The sequence below is a fragment of the Pseudofrankia sp. EUN1h genome (genome assembly GCF_001854645.1).
GTDB lineage: Bacteria > Actinomycetota > Actinomycetes > Frankiales > Frankiaceae > Pseudofrankia > Pseudofrankia saprophytica.
The window spans coordinates 239,344-260,976 of record NZ_MBLN01000045.1; the positions used below are offsets into that span (position 1 = coordinate 239,344).

The 21,633-nt window shown below is 71.3% G+C and carries 15 protein-coding genes and 2 tRNA genes; 6 read left to right on the forward strand and 11 right to left on the reverse strand.

Annotated elements, in window-relative coordinates; genetic code table 11:
* Positions 1-90: 90 nt before the first annotated feature.
* Positions 91-1,488 carry a 3-isopropylmalate dehydratase large subunit gene (gene leuC, locus BCD49_RS12075; RefSeq protein WP_007516351.1) on the reverse strand — a complete coding sequence of 466 codons (1,398 nt, stop codon included), beginning with the start codon at positions 1,486-1,488 and terminating at the stop codon, positions 91-93.
* A gap of 180 nt (positions 1,489-1,668) precedes the next feature.
* Between leuC and BCD49_RS12080 the strand changes: the two genes are divergently transcribed.
* Positions 1,669-2,613 carry an IclR family transcriptional regulator gene (locus tag BCD49_RS12080; RefSeq protein WP_007516350.1) on the forward strand — a complete coding sequence of 315 codons (945 nt, stop codon included), beginning with the start codon at positions 1,669-1,671 and terminating at the stop codon, positions 2,611-2,613.
* 309 nt (positions 2,614-2,922) lie between these two features.
* Positions 2,923-5,169: a serine/threonine-protein kinase gene (locus tag BCD49_RS12085; protein ID WP_071041486.1), complete on the forward strand. Its 2,247-nt coding sequence runs from the start codon at positions 2,923-2,925 to the stop codon at positions 5,167-5,169.
* 313 nt (positions 5,170-5,482) lie between these two features.
* Here the strand turns inward: BCD49_RS12085 and BCD49_RS12090 are convergent, their stop codons facing one another.
* Positions 5,483-7,261 (reverse strand): sensor histidine kinase, encoded by a 1,779-nt coding sequence (locus BCD49_RS12090; protein ID WP_071041487.1) that lies wholly within the window; start codon positions 7,259-7,261, stop codon positions 5,483-5,485.
* A gap of 294 nt (positions 7,262-7,555) precedes the next feature.
* Here BCD49_RS12090 and BCD49_RS12095 point away from each other — a divergent pair, with 294 nt between their 5' ends.
* Positions 7,556-7,909: a hypothetical protein gene (locus BCD49_RS12095; protein WP_007516347.1), complete on the forward strand. Its 354-nt coding sequence runs from the start codon at positions 7,556-7,558 to the stop codon at positions 7,907-7,909.
* Positions 7,910-8,175: 266 nt separating this feature from the next.
* Here BCD49_RS12095 and BCD49_RS12100 read toward each other — a convergent pair.
* Both BCD49_RS12100 and BCD49_RS12105 read right to left on the reverse strand, forming a co-directional pair.
* Positions 8,176-8,248 (reverse strand) — tRNA-Glu (locus BCD49_RS12100).
* A gap of 226 nt (positions 8,249-8,474) precedes the next feature.
* A tRNA-Gln gene (locus tag BCD49_RS12105) sits at positions 8,475-8,546 on the reverse strand.
* Between the two features lie 155 nt (positions 8,547-8,701).
* Here BCD49_RS12105 and BCD49_RS12110 point away from each other — a divergent pair.
* Entirely contained in the window at positions 8,702-9,481 is a 780-nt protein-coding gene (locus tag BCD49_RS12110; protein WP_007516346.1) for a fumarylacetoacetate hydrolase family protein, read from the forward strand.
* Positions 9,482-9,752: 271 nt separating this feature from the next.
* Positions 9,753-10,007, forward strand: a complete 255-nt coding sequence (locus BCD49_RS12115; protein WP_007516345.1) for a hypothetical protein — start codon at positions 9,753-9,755, stop codon at positions 10,005-10,007.
* 152 nt (positions 10,008-10,159) lie between these two features.
* On the opposite strand, the gene BCD49_RS12120 is transcribed toward BCD49_RS12115, so the two are convergent.
* The 7 genes from BCD49_RS12120 to leuA all read right to left on the reverse strand — a co-directional run bounded on the left by BCD49_RS12120 (position 10,160) and on the right by leuA (position 19,218).
* On the reverse strand, positions 10,160-10,858 hold the full coding sequence (locus BCD49_RS12120; protein ID WP_007516344.1) for a hypothetical protein: 699 nt from the start codon (positions 10,856-10,858) through the stop codon (positions 10,160-10,162).
* Positions 10,859-10,962: 104 nt separating this feature from the next.
* The gene (gene cimA, locus BCD49_RS12125; RefSeq protein WP_007516343.1) at positions 10,963-12,570 is read right to left on the reverse strand and encodes a citramalate synthase; all 1,608 of its coding nucleotides are present in this window, start codon (positions 12,568-12,570) and stop codon (positions 10,963-10,965) included.
* A 692-nt stretch (positions 12,571-13,262) separates the two neighbouring features.
* Positions 13,263-13,967, reverse strand: a complete 705-nt coding sequence (locus tag BCD49_RS12130) for a Crp/Fnr family transcriptional regulator (protein WP_007516342.1) — start codon at positions 13,965-13,967, stop codon at positions 13,263-13,265.
* Between the two features lie 110 nt (positions 13,968-14,077).
* Positions 14,078-14,464 (reverse strand): CBS domain-containing protein, encoded by a 387-nt coding sequence (locus BCD49_RS12135; RefSeq protein WP_007516341.1) that lies wholly within the window; start codon positions 14,462-14,464, stop codon positions 14,078-14,080.
* Between the two features lie 283 nt (positions 14,465-14,747).
* The gene (gene ilvE / locus BCD49_RS12140; protein ID WP_007516340.1) at positions 14,748-15,674 is read right to left on the reverse strand and encodes a branched-chain-amino-acid transaminase; all 927 of its coding nucleotides are present in this window, start codon (positions 15,672-15,674) and stop codon (positions 14,748-14,750) included.
* Positions 15,675-16,168: 494 nt separating this feature from the next.
* On the reverse strand, positions 16,169-17,203 hold the full coding sequence (locus BCD49_RS12145) for a 3-isopropylmalate dehydrogenase (RefSeq protein ID WP_071041488.1): 1,035 nt from the start codon (positions 17,201-17,203) through the stop codon (positions 16,169-16,171).
* Between the two features lie 320 nt (positions 17,204-17,523).
* A complete protein-coding gene (leuA, locus tag BCD49_RS12150; RefSeq protein ID WP_035931100.1) occupies positions 17,524-19,218 on the reverse strand; it encodes a 2-isopropylmalate synthase in 1,695 nt (564 codons plus the stop codon).
* Positions 19,219-19,752: 534 nt separating this feature from the next.
* Between leuA and BCD49_RS12155 the strand changes: the two genes are divergently transcribed.
* Positions 19,753-21,591: an acetolactate synthase large subunit gene (locus BCD49_RS12155; protein ID WP_269799871.1), complete on the forward strand. Its 1,839-nt coding sequence runs from the start codon at positions 19,753-19,755 to the stop codon at positions 21,589-21,591.
* Positions 21,592-21,633: the final 42 nt, after the last annotated feature.

Genomic DNA, 21,633 nt, shown 5'->3' on the forward strand with positions numbered 1-21,633 from the left:
GCGACGGGGTCCCTGCGGAATCGGCGAAGCCGATTTCGGAGGTCGTGAGTACGGGGCCGGAGCGCGCCGCCCGCACGGAGCGAACCAATGTCAGAGATCGGCGGGAGCGGAGAGCCGGCCGGTGACGGCGGTCGCGGCCGCGACCTCGGGCGAGACCAGGTGGGTCCGGCCGCCCTGCCCCTGCCGGCCCTCGAAGTTGCGGTTCGAGGTCGACGCGCTGCGCTCACCCGGCTTGAGCGTGTCCGGGTTCATCCCGAGGCACATCGAGCAGCCCGCGCTGCGCCATTCGGCCCCGGCGGCGCGGAACACCTCGTCCAGGCCCTCCGCCTCGGCGTCGGCCTTGACCTGCATGGAGCCGGGAACGACGAGCGCCCGCACGCCGTCGGCGACCTTGCGACCCCGCAGAATGTCGGCGGCGGCGCGCAGGTCGGAAAGCCGGCCGTTCGTGCACGAGCCGATGAACACCGTGTCGACCGCGATCTCACGCAACGGAGTGCCCGCGGTCAGGCCCATGTAGACCAGCGCGCGCTCGGCGGCGGCCCGGACGCCGGGGTCGGCGAACGCCGCCGGGTCCGGCACGGAGGCGCCCAGCGGAGCACCCTGACCCGGGTTGGTCCCCCAGGTGACGAACGGCGTGAGCGTGCTCGCGTCGATGACCACCTCGCTGTCGAACACCGCGTCCTCGTCGGTCGCCAGCGTCTTCCAGTAGGCGACCGCCGCATCCCAGTCGACGCCCCTGGGGGCGTGCGGGCGGCCCTTCAGGAACTCGAACGTCGTCTCGTCGGGAGCGATCATGCCCGCCCGGGCGCCGGCCTCGATGGACATGTTGCAGACCGTCATCCGGCCTTCCATCGACAGCGACCGGATCGCCTCGCCCCGGTACTCCAGGACGTAGCCCTGGCCGCCCCCGGTCCCGATCTCGGCGATGATCGCCAGGATCAGGTCCTTCGCGCTGACGCCGTCGGGCAGCGCGCCGTCGACCGTGATCGCCATCGTCTTCGGGCGGCCCTGCGGCAGCGTCTGGGTGGCCAGCACATGCTCGACCTGGCTCGTGCCGATGCCGAACGCGAGCGCCCCGAACGCGCCGTGCGTGGCGGTGTGGCTGTCGCCGCAGACGACCGTCATGCCCGGCTGGGTCAGGCCCAGCTGCGGGCCCACGACGTGCACGATGCCCTGGCCGGGGTCGTTCATCGGGTGCAGCCGGACGCCGAAGTCGGCGGCGTTCTTGCGCAGCGCCTCGACCTGGGCGCGGGAGACCGGGTCCGCGATCGGCACCAGTGTGTCGGTGGTCGGGACGTTGTGGTCCTCGGTCGCGATGGTCAGGTCCGGCCGGCGGACGGGCCGGCCGGCGAGCCGCAGTGCCTCGAACGCCTGCGGCGAGGTGACCTCGTGCACGAGATGCAGGTCGATGTACAGCAGATCGGGCTCACCATCGGCACGGCGTACGACGTGCGCGTCCCAGACCTTCTCCACGAGTGTGCGCCCCATGTGGCCCACCCCTCCTCTGCCAGTGTTGCAGTGCTGTGTCCGTCGCGGTGCTCTGTCCCGTCGCGGGCCAGCCCAGCCAGTTCCTCTCGGACCCGACGCCTTGGCACCTCGGCGCCTCAACGCCTCGGCGCTTCAACCCCAGGGTCGTCGTCTCACGGCTTGGGATGGCAGTATCAACGTATGGAACAGCGTATCCCCTCCTCGGGTCCAGGCATCGGCACCCCCGGGCTCGACGCGGCCGCCCAGGCCGGCGACGGGGGCGCCGAGGACCTTGGCAGCCAGGAGGTGACCAGCGGGGTCGGCGTGCTGGACAAGGCCGCGCTGGTGCTCTCGGCCGTCGAGGCGGGTCCCGCGTCGCTCGGCGACCTGGTCGCCCGCACCGGGCTGTCCCGGGCCACCGCGCACCGGCTCGCGGTGGCGCTGCAGGCGCACCGGCTGGTCGGACGGGACGGGGACGGGCGGTTCGTCGCCGGGCCGCGCCTGGCCGCCGGGTCCGCGGCGGCCACGCTGTGGCCGCTGCCCTGGCAGGTGCTGCAGGCCGCGCCGACGGTGCTGGCGGAGCTACGGGACGCGACTGGCGAGAGCACCCAGCTCTACGTGCGCCGCGGTGCCGGCCGGGTGTGCGTCGCGGTCTCCGAGCGCGGCAGTGGGCTGCGCGACACGGTTCCGGTCGGCGCCATCCTGCCGATGACCGCCGGGTCCGGCGCCCAGGTGCTGCTCGCGTTCGCCACCGGGGGCGAGAGCGGCGGCGAGGCCGCCGAGGTGCCAGGGCACGGGCTGCGGGCAGGGGACGCCGGGGGGGCGGGGGCCGCGGGCGGCGTCCCGGCTGACACGGTGTTCGACGAGCGGGTGCTGGCCGAGGTGCGCGCCCGCGGCTGGGCGCAGAGCGCCGGCGAGCGGGAGGCGGGACTCGCGTCGGTGTCGGCGCCGGTCCGCGACGCCTCCGGTGCGGTGATCGCCGCGCTGTCCATGTCCGGGCCCGACGGCCGGCTGACCCGCACGCCGGGCGAGTTGTTCGGCGCCACCATCAGGGCCGCCGCGGACCGGCTGTCCCTCATCGCCGGTTACCCACGGGCATCACATGTGTCCACCCCCGGCGGACTACCCGCAGACGCGACAGCGTAGCCTTTCGGTGTCGTCCTGGGCTATATCGGCGGTCCCGATGGTGGTACATCGGGCTCGGCGGTCACGCGGGCACAGCGGTTTCGTGTCGCGTCGCGCCGGCTACCGGTGCCCGGCCGCCAGGACCCGGCCAAGCGGCCCGGTCCAGGCCAGCCGGCCCCGCCCAGGACCGACACGGGCCGCCGTTCGGGGGGTCGGGCGGGCGGCCCGGGCGAGATTGTGACCGGGCATGCCGCGCGCCCCGCCGCGGCGTCGCCGTCGTGGCCGTCACTCGTCTCCCTCCGGGGCGGCGTGTAGAGGGGGAGTCTGGCAGTGCGCACACTCGGCTCGCGGTACGTCCTGCATGAGTTGCTCGGGCAGGGCACCACCGGCGAGGTGTGGAGGGCCAGCCGCCGCGACGACGGTGCTGACGTCGCCGTGAAGATGCTGCGCCCAGAGTTCGCCGACGACCCCGTGGTCGTCGACCGGTTCCTACGCGAATGGCAGATCCTCTACGACATCGACAGCCCCGACCTGGTCCGTGTCCTCGACCTGGTGAACGAGCGGGACGCGCTGGCGATCGTGATGGAGCTCGTCGAGGGCACCGACCTGCGTGAGTACCTGCGCCACGAGGCGCCGCTGCCGGTCGACGAGGCCGCGCGGATCGTCATCGACGTGCTGTGGGCGCTCGACAACGTGCACAGCGCCGGCGTGGTGCACCGCGACGTCAAGCCGGAGAACGTGCTGCTGGAGAGCCGCGGCAACGGCCCGGCCGTCCGGCTCACGGACTTCGGCATCGCCCGGATGGTCGACACCCTGTYCCGGGGCCGCACCCCCGCCACCGGCCCGATCGGCACGCCGCTCTACATGGCTCCCGAGCTCGGCTCCGGCACGCCGCCGACCCCCGCCGTCGACATCTACTCCGCCGGCATCGTGCTCTACGAGCTGCTCGCCGGCGTGCCGCCGTTCGACGAGGCGAACCCGGCCGACATGCTCGCGGCACATCGCGAGCAGGAGCCGCTGCCCATCAAGGGTGTGCCGCGGCCGGTGTGGGACGTGCTCGCGGCGATGCTGGCCAAGTCGCCGGCCCGCCGACCGCCGACCGCCGCCGACGCGGCGCGCGCCCTCGAATCCGCGCTCCGCCGTGACCGCGACCGCGATCTGGACGACGACCGGCGGCGAAACGACGGCCGGGACTGGGACCGCGGCGAGGACACCTGGGAGCGCGGCGCCCCGATCCCTGGCCGACGAGACGCGGCCCACGACACCCTGGTCGGCGCCGGCGGTCGACGCACGGCCGCCGCGGCGGCCGGAGCGGGTGCCGCGGGTGCCGCGCTCGGCATGACGAAGGTCGCCCACGCCGAGGCCGGCCCCGGGCAGGGCCGGGGTCCCGGCCGGGTCGGCGAGCCAGGCGGCCCAGGCGGTCCCGGGTACGGGCCCGACCGGGGCTACCCCGGCGACGACTGGGACGCGGACGCGGCCACCGGCCTGGTGCCGCCCGTGCCTGGCCCCGGTCCGGGCGGGCCGCGCGGCGGCCACTGGGACGACCAGGACGCGCCGACCGGCATCCTCCCGCCCGTCCCGGGGTCCGGCCCTGGCCGGCCGGCCCACGGTGGCTGGGACGACGACGACGAACCGCCGACCGGCGCCCAGCCGGTCCGGGTGCCCGGCCCCGCCGGGTCCACCCAGTCGGACCGCAACACGATCATCTCGGCCATTCCCGCCGCGCGCCAGCCCGCGCCCGGAGGCGGCGGGCGGCCCCCCATCCAGAACAACCGCCAGCAGCGGCTCAAGATCGCCGCCGGCGCGGCGCTCGTCGTCGCCCTGATCGCGGGCGCCGGCGGCTGGGCGCTGGCCGCGTCCACCGGCGGCCAGTCCGACGCGACCGAGACCGGCAGCGAGTCCTCCCTCGGCGCGCCGGGCGTCACCTCGACCCCGTTCACCGACGTCTCCGGCAACATCATCGATCCGACGGCGACCGCGCCATACACGACCATGTTGCCCAACGGCAAGACGGTCACGGTCACCCCGGCGCCCAAGTCCTCGGCCTCCGGGTCGACGAAGCCCGGCTCCCCGTCGAACTCGACCGCCGCCGGCGCGCCGACCACCAGCGCGGCCCCGACCACGCCGTCGACCGCGACCGTCCCGAACCTTTCAGGGATGAACCAGAGCCAGGCAAACAGCGCGATCTCCGACGCCGGATTCAGCACAGCGTTGTCCGCCAGCTCCGAATGCAACGACAACGTCCCGGTCGGGCAGGTCATCTCGCAGAGTCCGAGCGCCGGAACCCGCGCGGACCGTTCCACCACCATCTCCGCGGTGATCTCGGCCTCCTGTGTCTCGGTGCCGAACGTGGTCGGTCAGCCGGCGGATGCCGCCAACGCGTCCCTGCAGCGAGCTGGCTTCGGGGTCACGTACGGCGGCGAGTGGAACTGCCCGTACGGCTACAACAACGTGACCGGCCAGTCCCCATCAGGCGGAACGGTGGTGCCGAAGGGCTCCTACGTGTCGATCTCCTACACCTGCAAGGCCTCGCCGTCGCCACCGCCGCCCTCGTCCGAGGCTCCGTCCGGCGGCTGAGCCCGCGCCGCTCCAGGCCGAACCGGCCCGCCCCGCGTTTCCGGGGGCGGGCCGGTTTCTGGTTTCTCGACCAGCGCGGCGCGCCCATGGCCCAGCCCGGCCCCGCCGCCCGGCTGCAGGTGCTCTCGGGCGCGGGCGACGCACCGCGCTGACGTCGGCGAAGATCGAAGAGGATGCCGGCATTCGGGGACGGGACCACGGAGGCCCGAACGACCAGGCGCGCCAGCCGTTGGTGGCGCCGGTCAGGACAGCGGTGGCCAGGACAGAGGCGGCAGGACAGAGGTCGTCGGAGCCCGGCCGGCAACCGCCGAGGTCAGCCCGAGCGGTCCAGGGGGAAGTCGTCGGGGGTCCGCCAGGACGACGCGGCGCGCCGCGGCCGCGGGGCGGAGTGGCCAGGATCGTCGCCGTCGACATCGCTCAGGGCGGTGCGACCGGGGCGGGGCACGTCGACCGGGATAGGCCCGTGGGAGGGCCAGTCCCAGCGCGCTGGGCGCGGGCTACCCAGTGGCGGTCGCGGGCTCGCCAGCGGCGGCGTGGGCGCCAGCGCGGGCTCGTGGGGGTAGTCCTGGCCGAGGCCGTCGGGACGCAGCCCGGGCAGGTCGGGCAGGTTGGGAAGGTGGGTCGGGTCGTTGGTGGGCAGCGACAGCTCGGCGGCCCACATGTCGACCTCGACGTTGATCTCGCCGCCGTCCGCCGTCATCCGCAGCCGGCCGCCGTGCACCTCGACCAGCCGGCGCACCACGTACAGGCCCATCCCCGCGCCGTCGGTCGGCCTGGTCGCCGAGCCGTCCCGCTGGGTGAACGGCTCGAAGAGCCGGTGGATCGTCTCCTTGTCGAGGTCGGGGCCCTGGTTGCGGACCCGCAGTACGACCTCGTCGCCGACCCGGCCCGCGATGAGCCGGACCGGGGTTCCCGGCCAGGAGTGCACGAGCGCGTTGTCGACCAGGTTCGCGACCACCTGGTGCAGCGCCTGGCGTGACATCCGCACCGGCAGGTGCTCGGGCAGGTCGACGGCCACGGCGCCCGCCATGGAGGCGTGGCGCAGGCTGCCGAGCGCCTCGCGGACCACCTCGGGCAGGTCGGAGACGGTGTTGTCGTCGATGCCGGTGGCGGTCGCCGCGGTCAGCATGTTCTCCAGCAGGCGGGACAGCCGCTCGGAGGAGTTCAGCGCCGAGTCGAGCAGGACGTCGAGCTRCTCCTCGGACATGCGGTGGCGGCGCCGGCGGATCGTCAGCAGGTTGCCGCGGATGCCGGCCAGCGGCGTCCGGAACTCGTGGGAGACCGTGGCGACCAGGTCGGTGCGGATCTTCTCGGTCTCCTCCAGCCGGGCCATCAGGCTCTGCTGGCCCTCGTAGAGCTGGTGGCGGTAACGCTCCGTCCGGCGGCGCTCCTGCTGGTTGTAGTGCCAGAAGACGACCTGGGCGCCGGCGAGGGCGACGATGAAGGCGGCGTGCATCGCGGCCAGCATCAGCGCGCTGTGCCGGGCGTCGTCGGTCAGCGAGCCGGCGGTGACCAGGTAGCGCAGCACCAGGTTCGCGATGAAGACGAACCCGATCGCCAGCACGTAGACGGACCAGTCCTCGTACAGCGCGATCAGCGCGACGACGACGAAGAAGTGGAAGTACATCGGGCCGAGCCCGTCCGAGAGATGGACGAGCACCACCGAGCAGCACAGCAGGCCGAGGCTCGCCGCCAGCGCCCGCACCCGGCGCGCGCCCGGCAGCGCGGCCGCGCAGAACAGCAGCAGCGACGGGCTCACGGCCGCCAGGCCGTGGGTGAGGCTGAAGTCGCGCAGGATCGCGTAGCCGACGATCGCCGGCAGGTGCAGAGCGAGGATCCACTTCAACAGCCGGTGGCGGGCGGTCCAGTCCTCGAACGGCAGGCGGTGGCCGTGGGGCACCAGGCTCGCGACCCACCAGCCGGCGCCGGCGGCCCTGATGCGCGGGTCCGTCTGGCTGGCCTTCTCGGCCCGCTGGCGACGCTCCACGCCTACCCGTTCGGACCGGACGCCGACGTGTTTGGTCCGCGCGGCGCGAGCCCGCTCATGCCGGCGGCGCGCCCGCTCTCCGAAGGGGGGACCGGCGGCGGACATCCGCGCAAGTTTCTACCGAGACGACCGGTAGCCGCCATGGTTGTCAAGGGTGGTGTGTGATGGCGACAGTGTCCACTTTTGACTAGGCACTCAGGACCAGCCCGGAACAGGCTAGACGGAGCATGGCGCCGCAAGCCGGCCACCGACACAGTGTGGTCCGCGGCGGCACCGCAAGGGAAGCCCCCGCTCCCGCCGGTTTCGCGAACAGCGGTGTACGGGCCTACAGGCCCACGCACGGTCGGCAGGACAAGCTCAACTCGCAGGACCCAGGTTGTTGCCCACGAGGAGGACACCGTGCCCCCAGTCGCTCTGACCGTCGCGTCTGCCCCGGCCTGCCTGTCGTCCCGGCGAGCCGCCGCTGTCGCCCCGTGCCCGAGCACCGCGGAGGCCGTCCCGACGCCGATGCCCGTGCCGGCGCTCGCGCCCGTGCTCACGCCGGTCCACCAGGAGCAGCCGGCCGCGCGGCCGCGCCTGCGCCTCGTGACCCCCGCCACCACGCCGCGGGTCGACGAGGCCGAGATCGACGAGGCCGAGATCATCGAGATCGTCCACGGCCACGGCGGCCCCGCCTCCTGCCGCTGCCGCGCCTGCACGATGGCCCGCCACCCCGCCGCCGCGCTCCTCCCCCGCCTGACCGTCGTCCGCTGACCCGACTGGGCGAAGAGGTAGCAGAGGTAGCAGTACAGCCAGTGGTGCTCTGCCTGAGCCTCCCCGGCTCAGGCAGGCAGCATGGAGCCTTCACGAACAGCAAGAAGCCCTTCAGATCACCGAGGTGATCTGAAGGGCTTCGCTCTTACCAAATGAATCCCCGAGTCTGGCGAAGCCAGACACTGGGGGTCTGGGGGTGGCCCCCAGAGTAAAATCGCGGCTCACGGGAAGATGACCAAAGTCATCGAACAACGCGAGCCAGCTCGTAGCCCCGACCGGATTCGAACCGGCGCTACCGCCTTGAGAGGGCGGCGTCCTAGGCCACTAGACGACGGGGCCAGAACTTTGAAAAACATCTACCACGTGCTCGCCGCAGTATGTCTCCACCCCGCGACGTCCCACACCATACACGACATCCGCCCGCCCCAGTGGGCGGCCATCCCCCGGCCCCAGTGGGGGGTGTCGGGGGGCGAAGCCCCCTGACACGGGGGTTCCAGGGGGTCGCCCCCCTGGGCAGACATCAAAACCCCGGGAAGTCGATCAAAGACCGACGAACAGGGTTCTGCTGGGGTACCAGGACTCGAACCTAGACTAACGGAACCAGAATCCGTTGGGCTGCCAATTACCCCATACCCCATGGGATGCCCTCGCGGGCGAGGCCTACTGTACCGCATCCGGCGAGGGTGGTCGGGACCCAGGTCGGGACATCGGACCCAGCCGGCGAGGGCCGCTCCGGCATGGCCTGGGGGTGGGCTACGGGGACCGGGTGGATGGGCTCGATACGGTCGCTGGGTGCGTATCGCTAGGTTTACAGACGGCTCGGAGCCGGCCTTCGGCGTGGTGGAGGGCTCGGTCGAGCGCGGCGAGGCGACCATGGCCGCCCTGACGCCCCACCCGTTCGGGCCTTTCACGTTCACCGGGGCCCGCTGGCCGCTTGGTGAGGTGCGGCTGCTGGCGCCCGTGCTGCCGAGCAAGGTCCTCGCGGTCGGCAAGAACTACGCCGACCACGTGAAGGAGATGGGTGGCGACGCCCCGCCCGAACGCCCGATCCTCTTCCTCAAGCCATCCACCAGCGTCGTAGGACCAGGCGACCCGATCATCCATCCCGACCCGACGAGCCGGATGGACTACGAGGGCGAACTGGCGATCGTCATCAGCCGGCTGTGCCGGGACGTGCCGCAGGAGCGGGCGATGTCGGTCGTACTCGGATTCACCTGCGCGAACGACGTCACGATGCGCGAGCAGCAGAGCACCGACGGCCAGTGGACCAGGGCGAAGGGGCACGACAGCTTCTGCCCGTTGGGCCCGTGGATCGAGACCGACCTCGACCCTTCGAACGTCGGCATCCGCACCACCCTCGACGGCGAGGTCCGCCAGAACTCCACCACCGCGGCCCTCGTCCACACCATCCCGCGGCTGATCGCCTACATGTCGGCCGCGATGACGCTGCTGCCCGGCGACGTCCTGCTCACCGGCACGCCCGCCGGCGTAGGCCCGATGCGCCCCGGCCAGACGGTGGCCGTCACGGTCGACGGCGTCGGCACCCTCACCAACCCCGTCATCGCCCGCTGATCACGCCCCGGGAGCGGGCGCCGGACCATGTCGCCGCGGTGGGTGGCCTGCGACGGGACGAGGTCGGTCCGCCCACGCTCGGCACTGTGAGCTGGACCTGGGCCGGGTGGCTGCCCGGCTGACGCGGGTGTGGCAGAGAATTCGGAGCAGATCCGGCGGTGCGCCGCGGCCGGGGGTATGAAGACCCGGCCACACGACCTAGGTCAGCGGACCGTCGGCGGGTCCACCGACGAACTGAAACCGACAAGCAGAAACGGACGGAAGGAGCGGCATGACCGAGGCCCTCTACGACGTTGGCGCGCCCGAGCCCAAGCCGATCGACGAGGAGCTGAGCGTCAAGCTCGGCCACCTGGCGGAGGACGCGATCCTGCGCGGCAAGCCGAACCGCGACGAGCGGTGCGACAACTGCCTGTACTACCTCGACACCGACAAGGACATCTCGTACTGCTGGCACCCGAAGCTGCGGATCCTGGTCGGCGGCCCCTGGTGGTGCCAGTGGTGGGAAGAGATCCCCGAGGAGGGCTGACCCCTCCCGGTCCCGGCGGAATCCGGGCGGGCGGTACCGGCGGGCTGGGTCACGTGGGCACGGGGTGCGCGCGTGACCCAGCCCGCCGTCGCGTCAGGAGGTAGCCGGAGACATGCCTTGGGAACCCTTGGGGCCCTGTGAGCCCCAAGGGGCTAGCGGCGCTGCCCTGCCGCGCGCCGCGCGTCCCCACGAGGCTCGGTGGTCGCCTCGGCCGCCGACCGCCCGGCGGCCCGCCCGGCGCGCGCCGGGGGCGGCGAGACGAGCCAGGGGTGGCGCAGGTCGTGGTACGTCGGCTCGCCGGTGAGCTCGCGCATCTCGAAGAGGATCTCGTCGATCTCCGGGAGTTGCTCGCCGTGCTCGCCAGCCCGCGCCAGCTCCTCGGAGCTGAAGTAGAAGACCCGGACGAACCGGCCGTCAGGGCCGACAGCGGTCAGACCGCCCACGACGTCCTGCCGACCGTCGGGGAGGTAGCGCAGCAGCTCCTTCTCCAAGGAGCGCAGCCGGCCCGGGTCGGTGGTCCGGCCCTGGATGACCTGCACGAAGCCCGCGTCGTCGGAGCCGCCCTCGAGCATCAGCACCGCGTCGAGGAACTCGGTGGTGACCACCGGGCCCAGAAAGAGGCGTTCCGTCCTGGCCCACCATTCCTGGTGGTCGGAGCGGGCCGACAGCCTCGCCAGCGCTTCGACCGAGGCGAACCGGCTCAGGCAGATGAACCGGTCATCCTCGGTGATGCCGGCCGTCGAGCCCAGCCAGCCGGGCGCGTCCGGTCCAATGTCGGCGAGCCATCGCTCGTGCTGGGCCCGCATCGCCGCGCGGTCCGGCACCCTTCCCTGGATCACCTGCAAGAACATCGCGACCTCCGCACCGCGTCCCGTCCGTAACCACGAACGGACGGAACGTAACCCCAGGCGACCGCGACTTCGAACCGATCTCCCATGCGTCTCCCAGGCGCCTCCTAGGCGTGGGCGTCGGGATCCGGGATCTCGCCCTGGCGGCGCAGGCCGAAGGTGACGGCGTCCTGCAGGGCCTGCCAGGAGGCCGCGATGATGTTCTCGTCGACGCCGATGGTGTCCCAGCGCGACTGGCCGTCGCTGGTCTCCACCAGGACTCGGGTCACGGCGCCGGAGCCGTCCCGGCCGTCGAGGATGCGCACCTTGAAGTCGGTCAGGTCGACGTCCTTGAGGCCCGGGTAGGCCTTCGCGAGCGCCTCGCGCAGCGCCCTGTCGAGCGCGTTGACCGGTCCGTTGCCCTCGGCGGTGGAGACGTGCCGCTCGCCGCGGGTGGTGAGCTTCACGGTCGCCTCGCTCACGACCTCGCCGTCCGCGCGCTGCTCGACGATGACCCGCCAGCTGTCCAGCGTGAAGAAGCGCTCCGCGCCGTACACCTCGTCGCGCAGCACCAGCTCGAAGCTCGCCTCGGCGGCCTCGTAGGAGAAGCCGTTCGCCTCGCGCTCCTTGACCAGCTCGACGATCCGGCCGAGGGCCTCCTTCTCGCCGGACAGGTCCAGCCCGAGCTCCCGGCCCTTGAGCTCGATGGTGGCCCGGCCCGCGAGCTCGGAGACCAGCATCCGCATGTCGTTGCCGACCTGGGCCGGGTCGATGTGCTGGTACATGTCCGGATCGATCTTGACGGCGCTGGCGTGCAGGCCACCCTTGTGAGCGAAGGCGCTGGCGCCGACGTAGGGCCGGTGCGTGTCGGGGGTCGAGTTGGTGATCTCGTCGATGGCGTGCGAGACGCGGACCAGCTCCCGCAGCCGGCCGGTCGGCAGCACGGGCGTCGACAGCTTCGTCTCCAGGCCGGCGACGACGGTGAACAGGTTCGCGTTGCCGCAGCGCTCGCCGTAGCCGTTCGCCGCGCCCTGGACGTGGGTGACGCCCGCCTGCACGGCCACCAGGCTGTTCGCGACGGCGCAGCCGGAGTCGTCGTGGCAGTGAATCCCGAGGCGCGCGCCGGTCCCGTCGATCACGGCACGCACGGTCTCGCCGATCTGGGTCGGCAGCATGCCGCCATTGGTGTCACACAGGACGACGACGTCGGCGCCGGCCTCGGCCGCGGCGCGGACCACCTCCAGCGCGTAGGCCTCGTCGGCGCGGTAGCCGTCGAAGAAGTGCTCCGCGTCGACGAAGACCCGCTTGCCCTCGGCACGGAGGTGAACGACGGTGTCGCGGATCATGGCCAGGTTCTCGGCGAGCGTGGTGCGCAGTGCGCGCTCGACGTGCCGCCGGTCGGACTTGGCGACCAGGCACACGACCGGCGTCCCCGCGTCGCGCAGCGCGGCCACCTGCGGGTCGTCGGCAGCCGTCTTGCTGGCGCGCCGGGTGGAGCCGAAGGCGGTGAGCCTCGCGTTGTGCAGGGCCAGCTCGGTCTGGGCGCGGCGGAAGAACTCCGCGTCCTTCGGATTGGAGCCGGGCCAGCCGCCCTCGATGAAGCCGACACCGAGGTCGTCGAGGTGGCGGGCGACCGCCAGCTTGTCGGCGACGGAGAGCGAGAGCCCCTCCTGCTGCGTGCCGTCCCGCAGAGTCGTGTCGTAGATGTGCAGGGACTCGGGGTCGTATGGCCGCACGCTGTGCCTCTCACGGTGTCTCGGCTACAGGCCTCGGGTACGCAGCCCAATCGCGGGGTCGCGCGCTCTTCAGCCGGATCGCCCGTAGGCCTTCGGACGGGCGCCTGGCGGGCCTGATCGCGCGTCCCTCGGCCTGATTCCAGCGTATGACCGCCGAAGGGCGAAGAAAGACCACCACGCCGGCCGAGGCCGCGATCATCCGCTGGTACCCGTGTCCGGGACCCGCGTCATCCCCTGGGGCAGGGAGCCGCCRCCGGGGTGAGAACGGGCTGCACGCTCGTCCGCGGGCCGCAGGCGCCGCCAACTGCCGGCGCCGCCGGCTACCGAGGCGGCCGGCTCGATCAGCCGGCTCTCCGCCGTGGCTGCTCCGGGCGGTGGCCGTCTCCCGGGTCGTCACGCGTCCGGCCCACTGGGTTGGGTGGCCGGAACGCGCGACGAGGACGGGTTCACCGCCGGGTGTCCACCTTACGACGTAACACCTACGACACGCCGCGACTGTGTCTCAGGTCGCCCCCGTTAACCTGCCCAGCTCGGCGCCGGTCTGCTACGCAGAAATTACCCGAACGTCACGTGACCCTCGGCTATCGAAGCATCACAGAATGCCACAGCGTCGATCTCGGTGAGGGCGCGACTGAACCCCGCGCCTCGCCTCCGGCTTCGCGCGGGGGACACCGAAACGTGCGCCTGAGGAGCTAGTCGCCAGCGAAGCGGCGCAGGCGGTCCAGCTGGAGAATGGTGATCGTCTGACCCTCGGACAGGATCCACGTGCGTCGCTCGAACTCGCGCAGGGCCTGGTTGACCGACTGACGAGAACCGCCGAGCAACGACGCGATCTCCGTCTGGGTGAGCCCCAGCTCGATGACCGGCCGGCCGGCCTCACGCGTCCGCATCAGCAGCAGTTTGGCGACCCGGCGCGGAAGGTCCAGGAAGACCAGGTCCGCGTTGGCACCGGTGAGCCGGCGCACATGCGCGACCAGAGCCCGGATGAGCTGCTCGGCCACCGCCGGGCGCTCCTTGACGAGCTCCCAGACAGCCGTCCGGTCGAGCACGAGCGCGGTACTGGGCTCGAGCGCCTCGACGCTCGCCGACCGGGTACCCGGCTCGACGATGTTCAGTTCGCCAATCGTCTCCCGCGGGCCGTGAATGTTCAGCACATGGTCACGGCCGTCGTCGGCCTTGGTGAGCACCTTCAGCCGGCCCTGGGCCACCACCAGCAGGGTGTCCGCGGGCTCCCCCTCRGTGAAGACAACCTGGCCCCGTCGGTACCGGCGCGTCACCGCGCGGGCAGCGAGTCGCCGCAGGTCCTCCTCGTCGAGCTCCTTGAGCAGCGTGGTCGCCCGGAGCAGCGCGACCGCCTCGTCGTCGTCGAGCATGGGCGAGACGTTAGCGGCTTTCACCTGTCTCCTGCTGCCCACATCACGCAGAACACGCCCGAATCGTGTTTCTGACGGGTGCGGCGCCGTAAATGCGCCAACCTCGCGCCAAACAGGGGCCACGCCCGCCATCGCTAGGCGGTAACGCGCTGCTGATTCCAGCAACGCACAACGTCACGCATCGACAAGATTCCAGCCACCGTTCCACCCTCGGTAACGACCAGGTGGCGAAAACCGCCACGGAGCATGGCGTCCGCGGCTGTATCGAGCGACCAGTCCGGATCCGCGAACACAAGGTCACGAGTGAGGTGGTCGGCAGCGATCTCCACGTCCGCGTCCTTGCCCTCGGCCAGTGCCAGCAGGAGGTCCCGCTCGGTCAGGATGCCGTAGCCCGCGCCATCGGTATCCAGCACGACCGCCGCGCCGACCCCGCGCCCGGCCATCAGCCGCGCCGCCTGCCGAAGCGTGTGCCCCGGCCCGATCATCAGCACCAACGCGCTCATTCCATCCGAAACCCGCATGAGAACCTCCGACTGGACGGCGCTTGTGCGCTTGTGAAATCGGCTATGCAGGCAAGGTAAGGTCCGATCCGCCATCTGACCAGACCCCCGCCTCCGCCCGGCGCGCCGCGTACCACGCCCGGCGCACGACGGCCGTCGCGTGCCGGCACCCGCGCCGAGGGCCGCGCCGCCTACCCGGAGGTGCCATGACCTGGCCATCCGTGCAGGCGGCGCACCCGCCACAAAGCGACGTGCCCCCGGCCAGTCCTGGCCGGGGGCACGCGGAAATCCGTCAGGTACTCGGTTACTCGCCGACGAACTCGTTCCAGTCCTTGTAGCGGTCGAGCTGACCCGTGGTGGCCTGGTGGAAGATCTCGGCGATCTCGCGGGTGACCGGGCCGGGACGACCGGTACCGATCGCGCGGTCGTCGACCTCGGCGATCGGGACGATCTCGGCGGCCGTGCCGGTGAAGAACGCCTCGTCGGCCAGGTAGAGGTCGGTACGCACGATGTGCTTCTCGACGACCTCGTAGCCCTGGTCCGCGGCGATCTGCATGACGGAGGCCCGGGTGATACCGCCGAGCGCGCCGTCGGTGAGCGGCGGGGTGATGAGAGCCCGCCCGACGACGATGAAGACGTTCTCGCCGGAGCCGTCGGCGATGTGGCCGGTCGGGCTGGTGAGGATCGCCTCGTCGTAGCCGCCCTTGATGGCCGCGACCTTCGCGAGCGACGAGTTGAGGTACTGGCCCGTGGCCTTGGCGGCCGGCGGGGTGATGTTGACGTCGTTGCGCCGCCAGCTGGAGATGATGACGCGGCAGCCCTTCTCCAGCGCCTCCTCACCCAGGTAGGCCCCCCATGGCCAGACGGCGATCATCGACTCGACCTTCGACGGCAGCGGGTTGAGGCCCATCTCGCCGTAGCCGAGGTAGATCAGCGGCCGGATGTAGCAGGACTGGATGTTGTTCGCCGCGACGGTGTCCTTGGTCGCCTGGACGAACTGCTCCCGGGTGAAGTCCGGCTCCATCATGTAGATCTTGGCGCTGCGGTAGAGCCGGGCGATGTGGTCGGTCAGCCGGAAGACCGCGGTGCCTCGGGGGGTCTCGTACGCCCGGATGCCCTCGAACACCCCCCAGCCGTAGTGAAGGGTCGGGGTCAGGACGTGGATGCGGGCGTCGTCCCAGTCGACGAGATCCCCGTTCATCCAGATCTTCGAGGTCGGCGTGATGGCCACAGGCGTACTCCTCAGCAGGGCACCGATAGGAAGCCGGTCGAGCGGAGCTCGACTCAAGGGTCCGGAGGTCGGGATCCCCGGGGGTCCGCGCCAGCGGATCCCCGGGGGAGGTGTCCCCCGGGCAAATATCGCGGGCCACGGGAAGCTGACTAATGGTCAGCGAGCAGGGTGACCCGCCACGGGGCCGAGCTTCGCCGTGGTCTGGCCCTGTCGGCTGCCGTCGTACCGGATCTACGGCTCTATCGAGGATAGCCGTTCGACGTCCGAGTGAGGAGTAGCCATGAATATCGGACGTCCATCGATCCCAGCCCGGTGCCGAGGAACGCTCGACACCGGGCTCCGGGCAACTCCGGAATCGTCTCCGCGCCGGGGCCGCAGGGGTCGCGAGCCGGCGGGGAGACGTCCGTGGCCTGGGATCGCCCGAGATCGCCCGAGATCGCCCGAGATCGCCTGGGATGGCCTGGGATGGCCTGGGATGGCCTGGCGTGGCTGAGCTACGAGGCGGAGGTCGCGCGCTGGGCCAGGTCCTCGCCGACCTCGCGGGTCGACGAACGGTGGCCTGGAGCCGTGGCACGGGMCGCGAGCGAGCCGGCGACCGCCTGCTCGACGCGCGCCGCCTCGGCGGTAAGGCCGAGATGGTCGAGCAGCATGGCGACCGAGGCCACGGTGGCTGTCGGGTCGGCGATGCCCTTGCCGGCGATGTCCGGGGCGCTGCCGTGAACCGGCTCGAACATGCTCGGGTGCGCGCCGGAGGGGTCGAGGTTGCCGCTGGCCGCGAGCCCGATGCCGCCGGTGACCGCGGCTCCGATGTCGGTGATGATGTCGCCGAACAGGTTGTCGGTGACGATCACATCGAACCGAGCCGGATCGGTGATGAAGAACATGCTCGCCGCGTCGGCGTGCTGGTAGTCGACGCTGATCTCGGGGAACTCGGGCGCGACCTCGGCCACGGTCCGCGACCACAGGTCGCCGGCCTTCGTGAGCACGTTGTTCTTGTGAACGAGGGTGAGCTTGCGCCGCGGGCGGCGCTGGGCACGGCGGAAAGCGTCCCGAACCACCCGCTCGACGCCGAACCGGGTGTTGATGCTCTCCTCGGTCGCGATCTCCTGTGGGGTGCCCTTGCGCAGCACGCCCCCGGCACCGGCATATGGGCCCTCGGTGCCCTCCCGGACGACGACCATGTCGATGGTCGGGTCGCCCGCCAACGGCGAGGTCACCCCCGGGTACAACTTCACCGGGCGCAGGTTGACATGGTGGTCGAGCTCGAACCGCAGGCGCAGCAGCAGACCCCGCTCCAGTACGCCGGAGGGCACACCGGGATCGCCGACGGCGCCGAGCAGGATCGCGTCGTGCCCGCGGAGCTCCCCGAGCACCGAGTCGGGCAGTGTCTCGCCGGTCTCCCGCCAGCGGCGCGCACCGAGGTCGTACTCGGTGGTCTCCACCTTGTCGTGCACCGCCCGAAGGACCCRCAGGCCCTCCGCGACCACCTCCGGGCCGATCCCGTCGCCACCGATAACCGCAAGCTTCATGGCCGTTCAGCCTATCCGCCGACGACCGGACGCTCTCGGGGCGTCGGACCGACGGCCCGCACCGCCCCGAGAGGATTGGCTACAAAACGCGTCCAACCGCACACGGCTGAGCTGCCCGCCAGGCGCCCAAAACCAGGCACCCGAGGAGACCTCCTGGCCCACCCAACCTGGCCGACGGCGCCCAACCTGGCTCCATCACAGACTGTGGCCGATGATGGTGTCCGGGGACATCACCACCGACCACAGTCAATGATCGAATAACGGAGTGTGGTCGATGGTCGCCTCTCCGAAGGAGACCATCGACCACGGTTCGCACGAAATCAGGTCGCGGCGCGGGTGCGGGCCGCGCGGTTGACCGCGCTCACGACGGCGCGCAGCGAGGCGGTGACGATGTTCGGGTCGACACCGACGCCCCAGAACACCCTGCCGCCGTCGGCGTCCTCCACCTGGACCTCCAGGTAGGCGGCGGCGCGGGCGTCGGCGCCGGCGCCGATCGCGTGCTCGTGGTAGTCGTGCACCCTGACGGTCACGCCCCTGGTCGACAGCGCGTCGACGAACGCGTCGATCGGCCCGTTGCCGGTACCGATCAGCACCTCCTCGGCGCCGTCCCGGCGGACCGAGACATTCACCTCATCACGCGCCCCCTCGCCGGCGGACGTCGTGAACCGGACGACCTCCAGCGCCGGGTGACCCGCGGTGGAGTCGAGGAAGTACTCCTCGCGGAACATGTCCCACAGCGCGGCGGCGGTGACCTCGCCGCCCTCACCGTCGGTGTGCCGCTGGACGACCTGGGAGAACTCGATCTGCAGCCGGCGCGGCAGGTCCAGTCCGTGCTCGGACTTCAGCAGGTAGGCGACGCCACCCTTGCCGGACTGGCTGTTGACCCGGATGACCGCCTCGTAGGTGCGGCCGACGTCCTTCGGGTCGATCGGCAGGTACGGCACCTCCCACAACCGCTGCCCGGTCCGATCCATCGCCTCGAGGCCCTTCTTGATGGCGTCCTGGTGGGAGCCGGAGAAGGCCGTGTAGACGAGGTCGCCGCCGTAGGGGTGGCGGGGGTGGACGGGCAGCTGGTTGCAGTACTCGGTGGTCCGGCGGATTTCGTCGATGTCGGAGAAGTCGATCATCGGATCGATGCCCTGGGAGAACAGGTTCATCCCCAGGGTGACCAGGCAGACGTTGCCGGTCCGCTCGCCGTTGCCGAACAGGCAGCCCTCGACCCGGTCCGCGCCGGCCAGCACGCCCTGCTCCGCGGCGGCGACCGCGCAGCCACGGTCGTTGTGCGGGTGCAGCGACAGCACCACGGCGTCGCGGCGGGTCAGGTTGCGACCCATCCACTCGATCTGGTCGGCGTACACGTTCGGCGTCGACATCTCGACGGTGGCCGGCAGGTTCAGCACGACCGGGCGGTCCGCCGTCGGCTCCCACACGTCCATCACGGCCTCGCAGACCTCGACGGCATAGTCGAGTTCGGTGCCGGTGAACGACTCGGGGCTGTACTGCCAGCGCAGGTCGGTGCGGTCGTCCAGCAGCTTCTCGGCGTACTGGACGGTCCAGCGGGCGCCCTGGACGGCGATCTCCGTGATCCCGGCGCGATCCTGGCCGAAGACGACTCGCCGCTGCAGGGTGGATGTCGAGTTGTACAGGTGCAGCAGCGCCTTGCTGGAGCCGACCAGGGACTGCACGGTCCGCTCGATCAGCTCCTCGCGGGCCTGCGTCAGCACCTGGATGGTGACGTCGTCCGGGATCAGGTCGCTCTCGATCAGCTGGCGGATGAAGTCAAAGTCGGTCTGGCTGGCCGCGGGGAAGCCGACCTCGATCTCCTTGTAGCCCATCCCTACCAGCAGCTCGAACATCTTCAGCTTGCGTTCGGGCGTCATCGGGTCGACCAGCGCCTGGTTGCCGTCACGCAGATCGACGCTGCACCACAGCGGCGCCTTGGTGATCTGGGCGTCCGGCCACGTCCGGTCCGGCAGCGCCACCGGCTGGAACGGCCGGTACTTGTCGATGGGCATGCCAGAGCTGGCCTGCGAATTGTTGATCACTGCAGCTGCTTCCTGTCGGGACTCTCAGCTTTGAGAGTCACCCGGGTGCTGACGCGCGGGGACGGTGCCGCCGATAGGAGACGCGCCCCGAGATTCACCGCGACGGGGAAGCCAGCCGGAAGTCAGGCCCCGCCGCGGCGGCTAAGGAGCAGGCCGGCCAGCCGTGGCCGCGAGAGCGGCGACAGCGGCGAGGCAGGAAGCGAGGCACACATGGCGCCAACACAGTACCCCAGCCGCGGACCTCGTCCAGCTAGTCCAGGTAGTCGGCTATCGGGCAGACCAGTCACGGGGCAGCTGAGCGGGCGCGGTGTGGCCCAGGTCCCAGAACACAATCGACCMGCGAAGGGCTTGACTCGCACCGGGATCGTCAGCCAAGGTAGGCGGGTGCGTCTGAGCCTTCTTGTACGCGGAGAGCGTGCGTAGTCGATCGCCCCAGCCAGCCTGGGACAGACTCGTACGCAGCCCCTCAGTGCCCTTGGCACGAGGGGCTTTTTAGTGCCCGCAGTGACATCAAGGACTGAGCTCACCCCCGGCCAACGTCAAGGAAGACGGCAGATGACTAGAGAGATCACCGGAGCCCAGTCGCTCGTCCATTCCCTGGAAGCGGTCGGGGCCGACGTTGTCTTTGGCATCCCGGGCGGCGCGATCCTGCCCGCCTACGACCCGCTGTACGACTCGACGCGGGTCCGGCACATCCTCGTCCGTCACGAGCAGGGCGCCGGGCACGCGGCGGAGGGCTACGCGCAGGCGACGGGCAAGGTCGGCGTCTGCATGGCCACCTCGGGCCCCGGAGCGACGAACCTGGTGACCCCGATCGCCGACGCCTACATGGACTCGGTGCCGATCGTCGCCATCACCGGCCAGGTCGCCCGCGCCTCGATCGGGACGGACGCCTTCCAGGAGGCGGACATCTGCGGCATCACGATGCCGATCACGAAGCACAACTTCCTGGTCCAGTCCGCCGACGACATCCCGCGCACGATCGCCGAGGCGTTCCACCTGGCATCCACCGGCCGGCCGGGCCCCGTGCTCGTCGACCTGCCGAAGGACGTCATGCAGTCGCTCACGTCGGTGCTGCCGCACGAGGTGTGGCCGCCGGCGCTCGACCTGCCCGGCTACCGGCCGGTGACCCGCCCGCACGCCAAGCAGGTGCGCGAGGCGGCCAAGATGATCAGCTCGTCACGCCGGCCTGTGCTCTACGTCGGTGGCGGCGTGCTCAGGTCCCGCGCCGCCGCGGAGCTGCGCATCCTCGCGGAGCTGACCGGCATCCCGGTGGTCACCACGCTGATGGCACGGGGCGCCTTCCCCGACTCGCACCACCTGCACCTGGGCATGCCCGGCATGCACGGCTCGGTGGCGGCCGTCACCGCGCTGCAGAAGGCGGACCTGCTGATCGCGCTGGGCACCCGGTTCGACGACCGGGTCACCGGCAAGCTGTCGACGTTCGCGCCGCACGCGCAGATCATCCACGCCGACATCGACCCGGCCGAGATCGGCAAGAACCGGGCCGCCGACGTGCCGATCGTGGGCGACTGCCGGGAGGTCATCGCCGACCTGATCGGCGCGCTGCAGGCCGAGACCCGCTCCGACCTGGGCGGCTGGTGGGAGCAGCTGAACAGGTGGCGCGGGACCTACCCGCTCGGTTACACGGAGCCCGCGGACGGCTCGCTCGCGCCGCAGTACGTCATCCAGCGGATCGGGCAGATCGCCGGCCCGGACGCCGTCTACACCGCCGGCGTCGGCCAGCACCAGATGTGGGCGGCGCAGTTCATCTCGTACGAGAACCCGTACACGTTCCTGAACTCCGGCGGCGCCGGGACGATGGGCTACGCCGTGCCGGCGGCGATGGGCGCCAAGGTCGGCCGCCCCGACACGACCGTCTGGGCTATCGACGGCGACGGCTGCTTCCAGATGACCAACCAGGAGCTCGCGACCTGCGCGCTGGAGGGCATCCCGATCAAGGTCGCCGTCATCAACAACGGGGCGCTCGGCATGGTCCGCCAGTGGCAGACGCTGTTCTACGACCAGCGCTACTCGAACACCAACCTCGGCACCCACCCGACCAGCTCCCGCACCGGCGCGAAGCGGGTCCCGGACTTCGTCCGGCTCGCCGAGGCGCTCGGCTGCGTCGGGCTGCGCTGCGAGACGGCCGCCGACGTCGACAGCACGATCGAGAAGGCGATGGCGATCGACGACGCGCCGGTGGTCATCGACTTCGTCGTCCACCCCGACGCGATGGTGTGGCCGATGGTCGCCGCCGGCTCGAGCAACGACGAGATCAAGGTCGCCCGTGACCTCGCTCCCGACTTCGACTACAGCGGCGACGCCGAAGTGAACCTCTAGTGCGCCGCAGGTGCCCCTCCTTCGCTCGTTCGGTTCGAAAGG

Excerpts from the sequence above, each read along its gene's own strand:
- leuC (WP_007516351.1), bottom strand. The coding sequence starts at position 1,488 with ATGGGGCGCACACTCGTGGAGAAGGTCTGGGACGCGCACGTCGTACGC.
- BCD49_RS12080 (WP_007516350.1), top strand. The coding sequence starts at position 1,669 with ATGGAACAGCGTATCCCCTCCTCGGGTCCAGGCATCGGCACCCCCGGG.
- BCD49_RS12115 (WP_007516345.1), top strand. The coding sequence starts at position 9,753 with ATGACCGAGGCCCTCTACGACGTTGGCGCGCCCGAGCCCAAGCCGATC.
- BCD49_RS12120 (WP_007516344.1), bottom strand. The coding sequence starts at position 10,858 with ATGTTCTTGCAGGTGATCCAGGGAAGGGTGCCGGACCGCGCGGCGATG.
- BCD49_RS12135 (WP_007516341.1), bottom strand. The coding sequence starts at position 14,464 with ATGCGGGTTTCGGATGGAATGAGCGCGTTGGTGCTGATGATCGGGCCG.
- leuA (WP_035931100.1), bottom strand. The coding sequence starts at position 19,218 with ATGCCCATCGACAAGTACCGGCCGTTCCAGCCGGTGGCGCTGCCGGAC.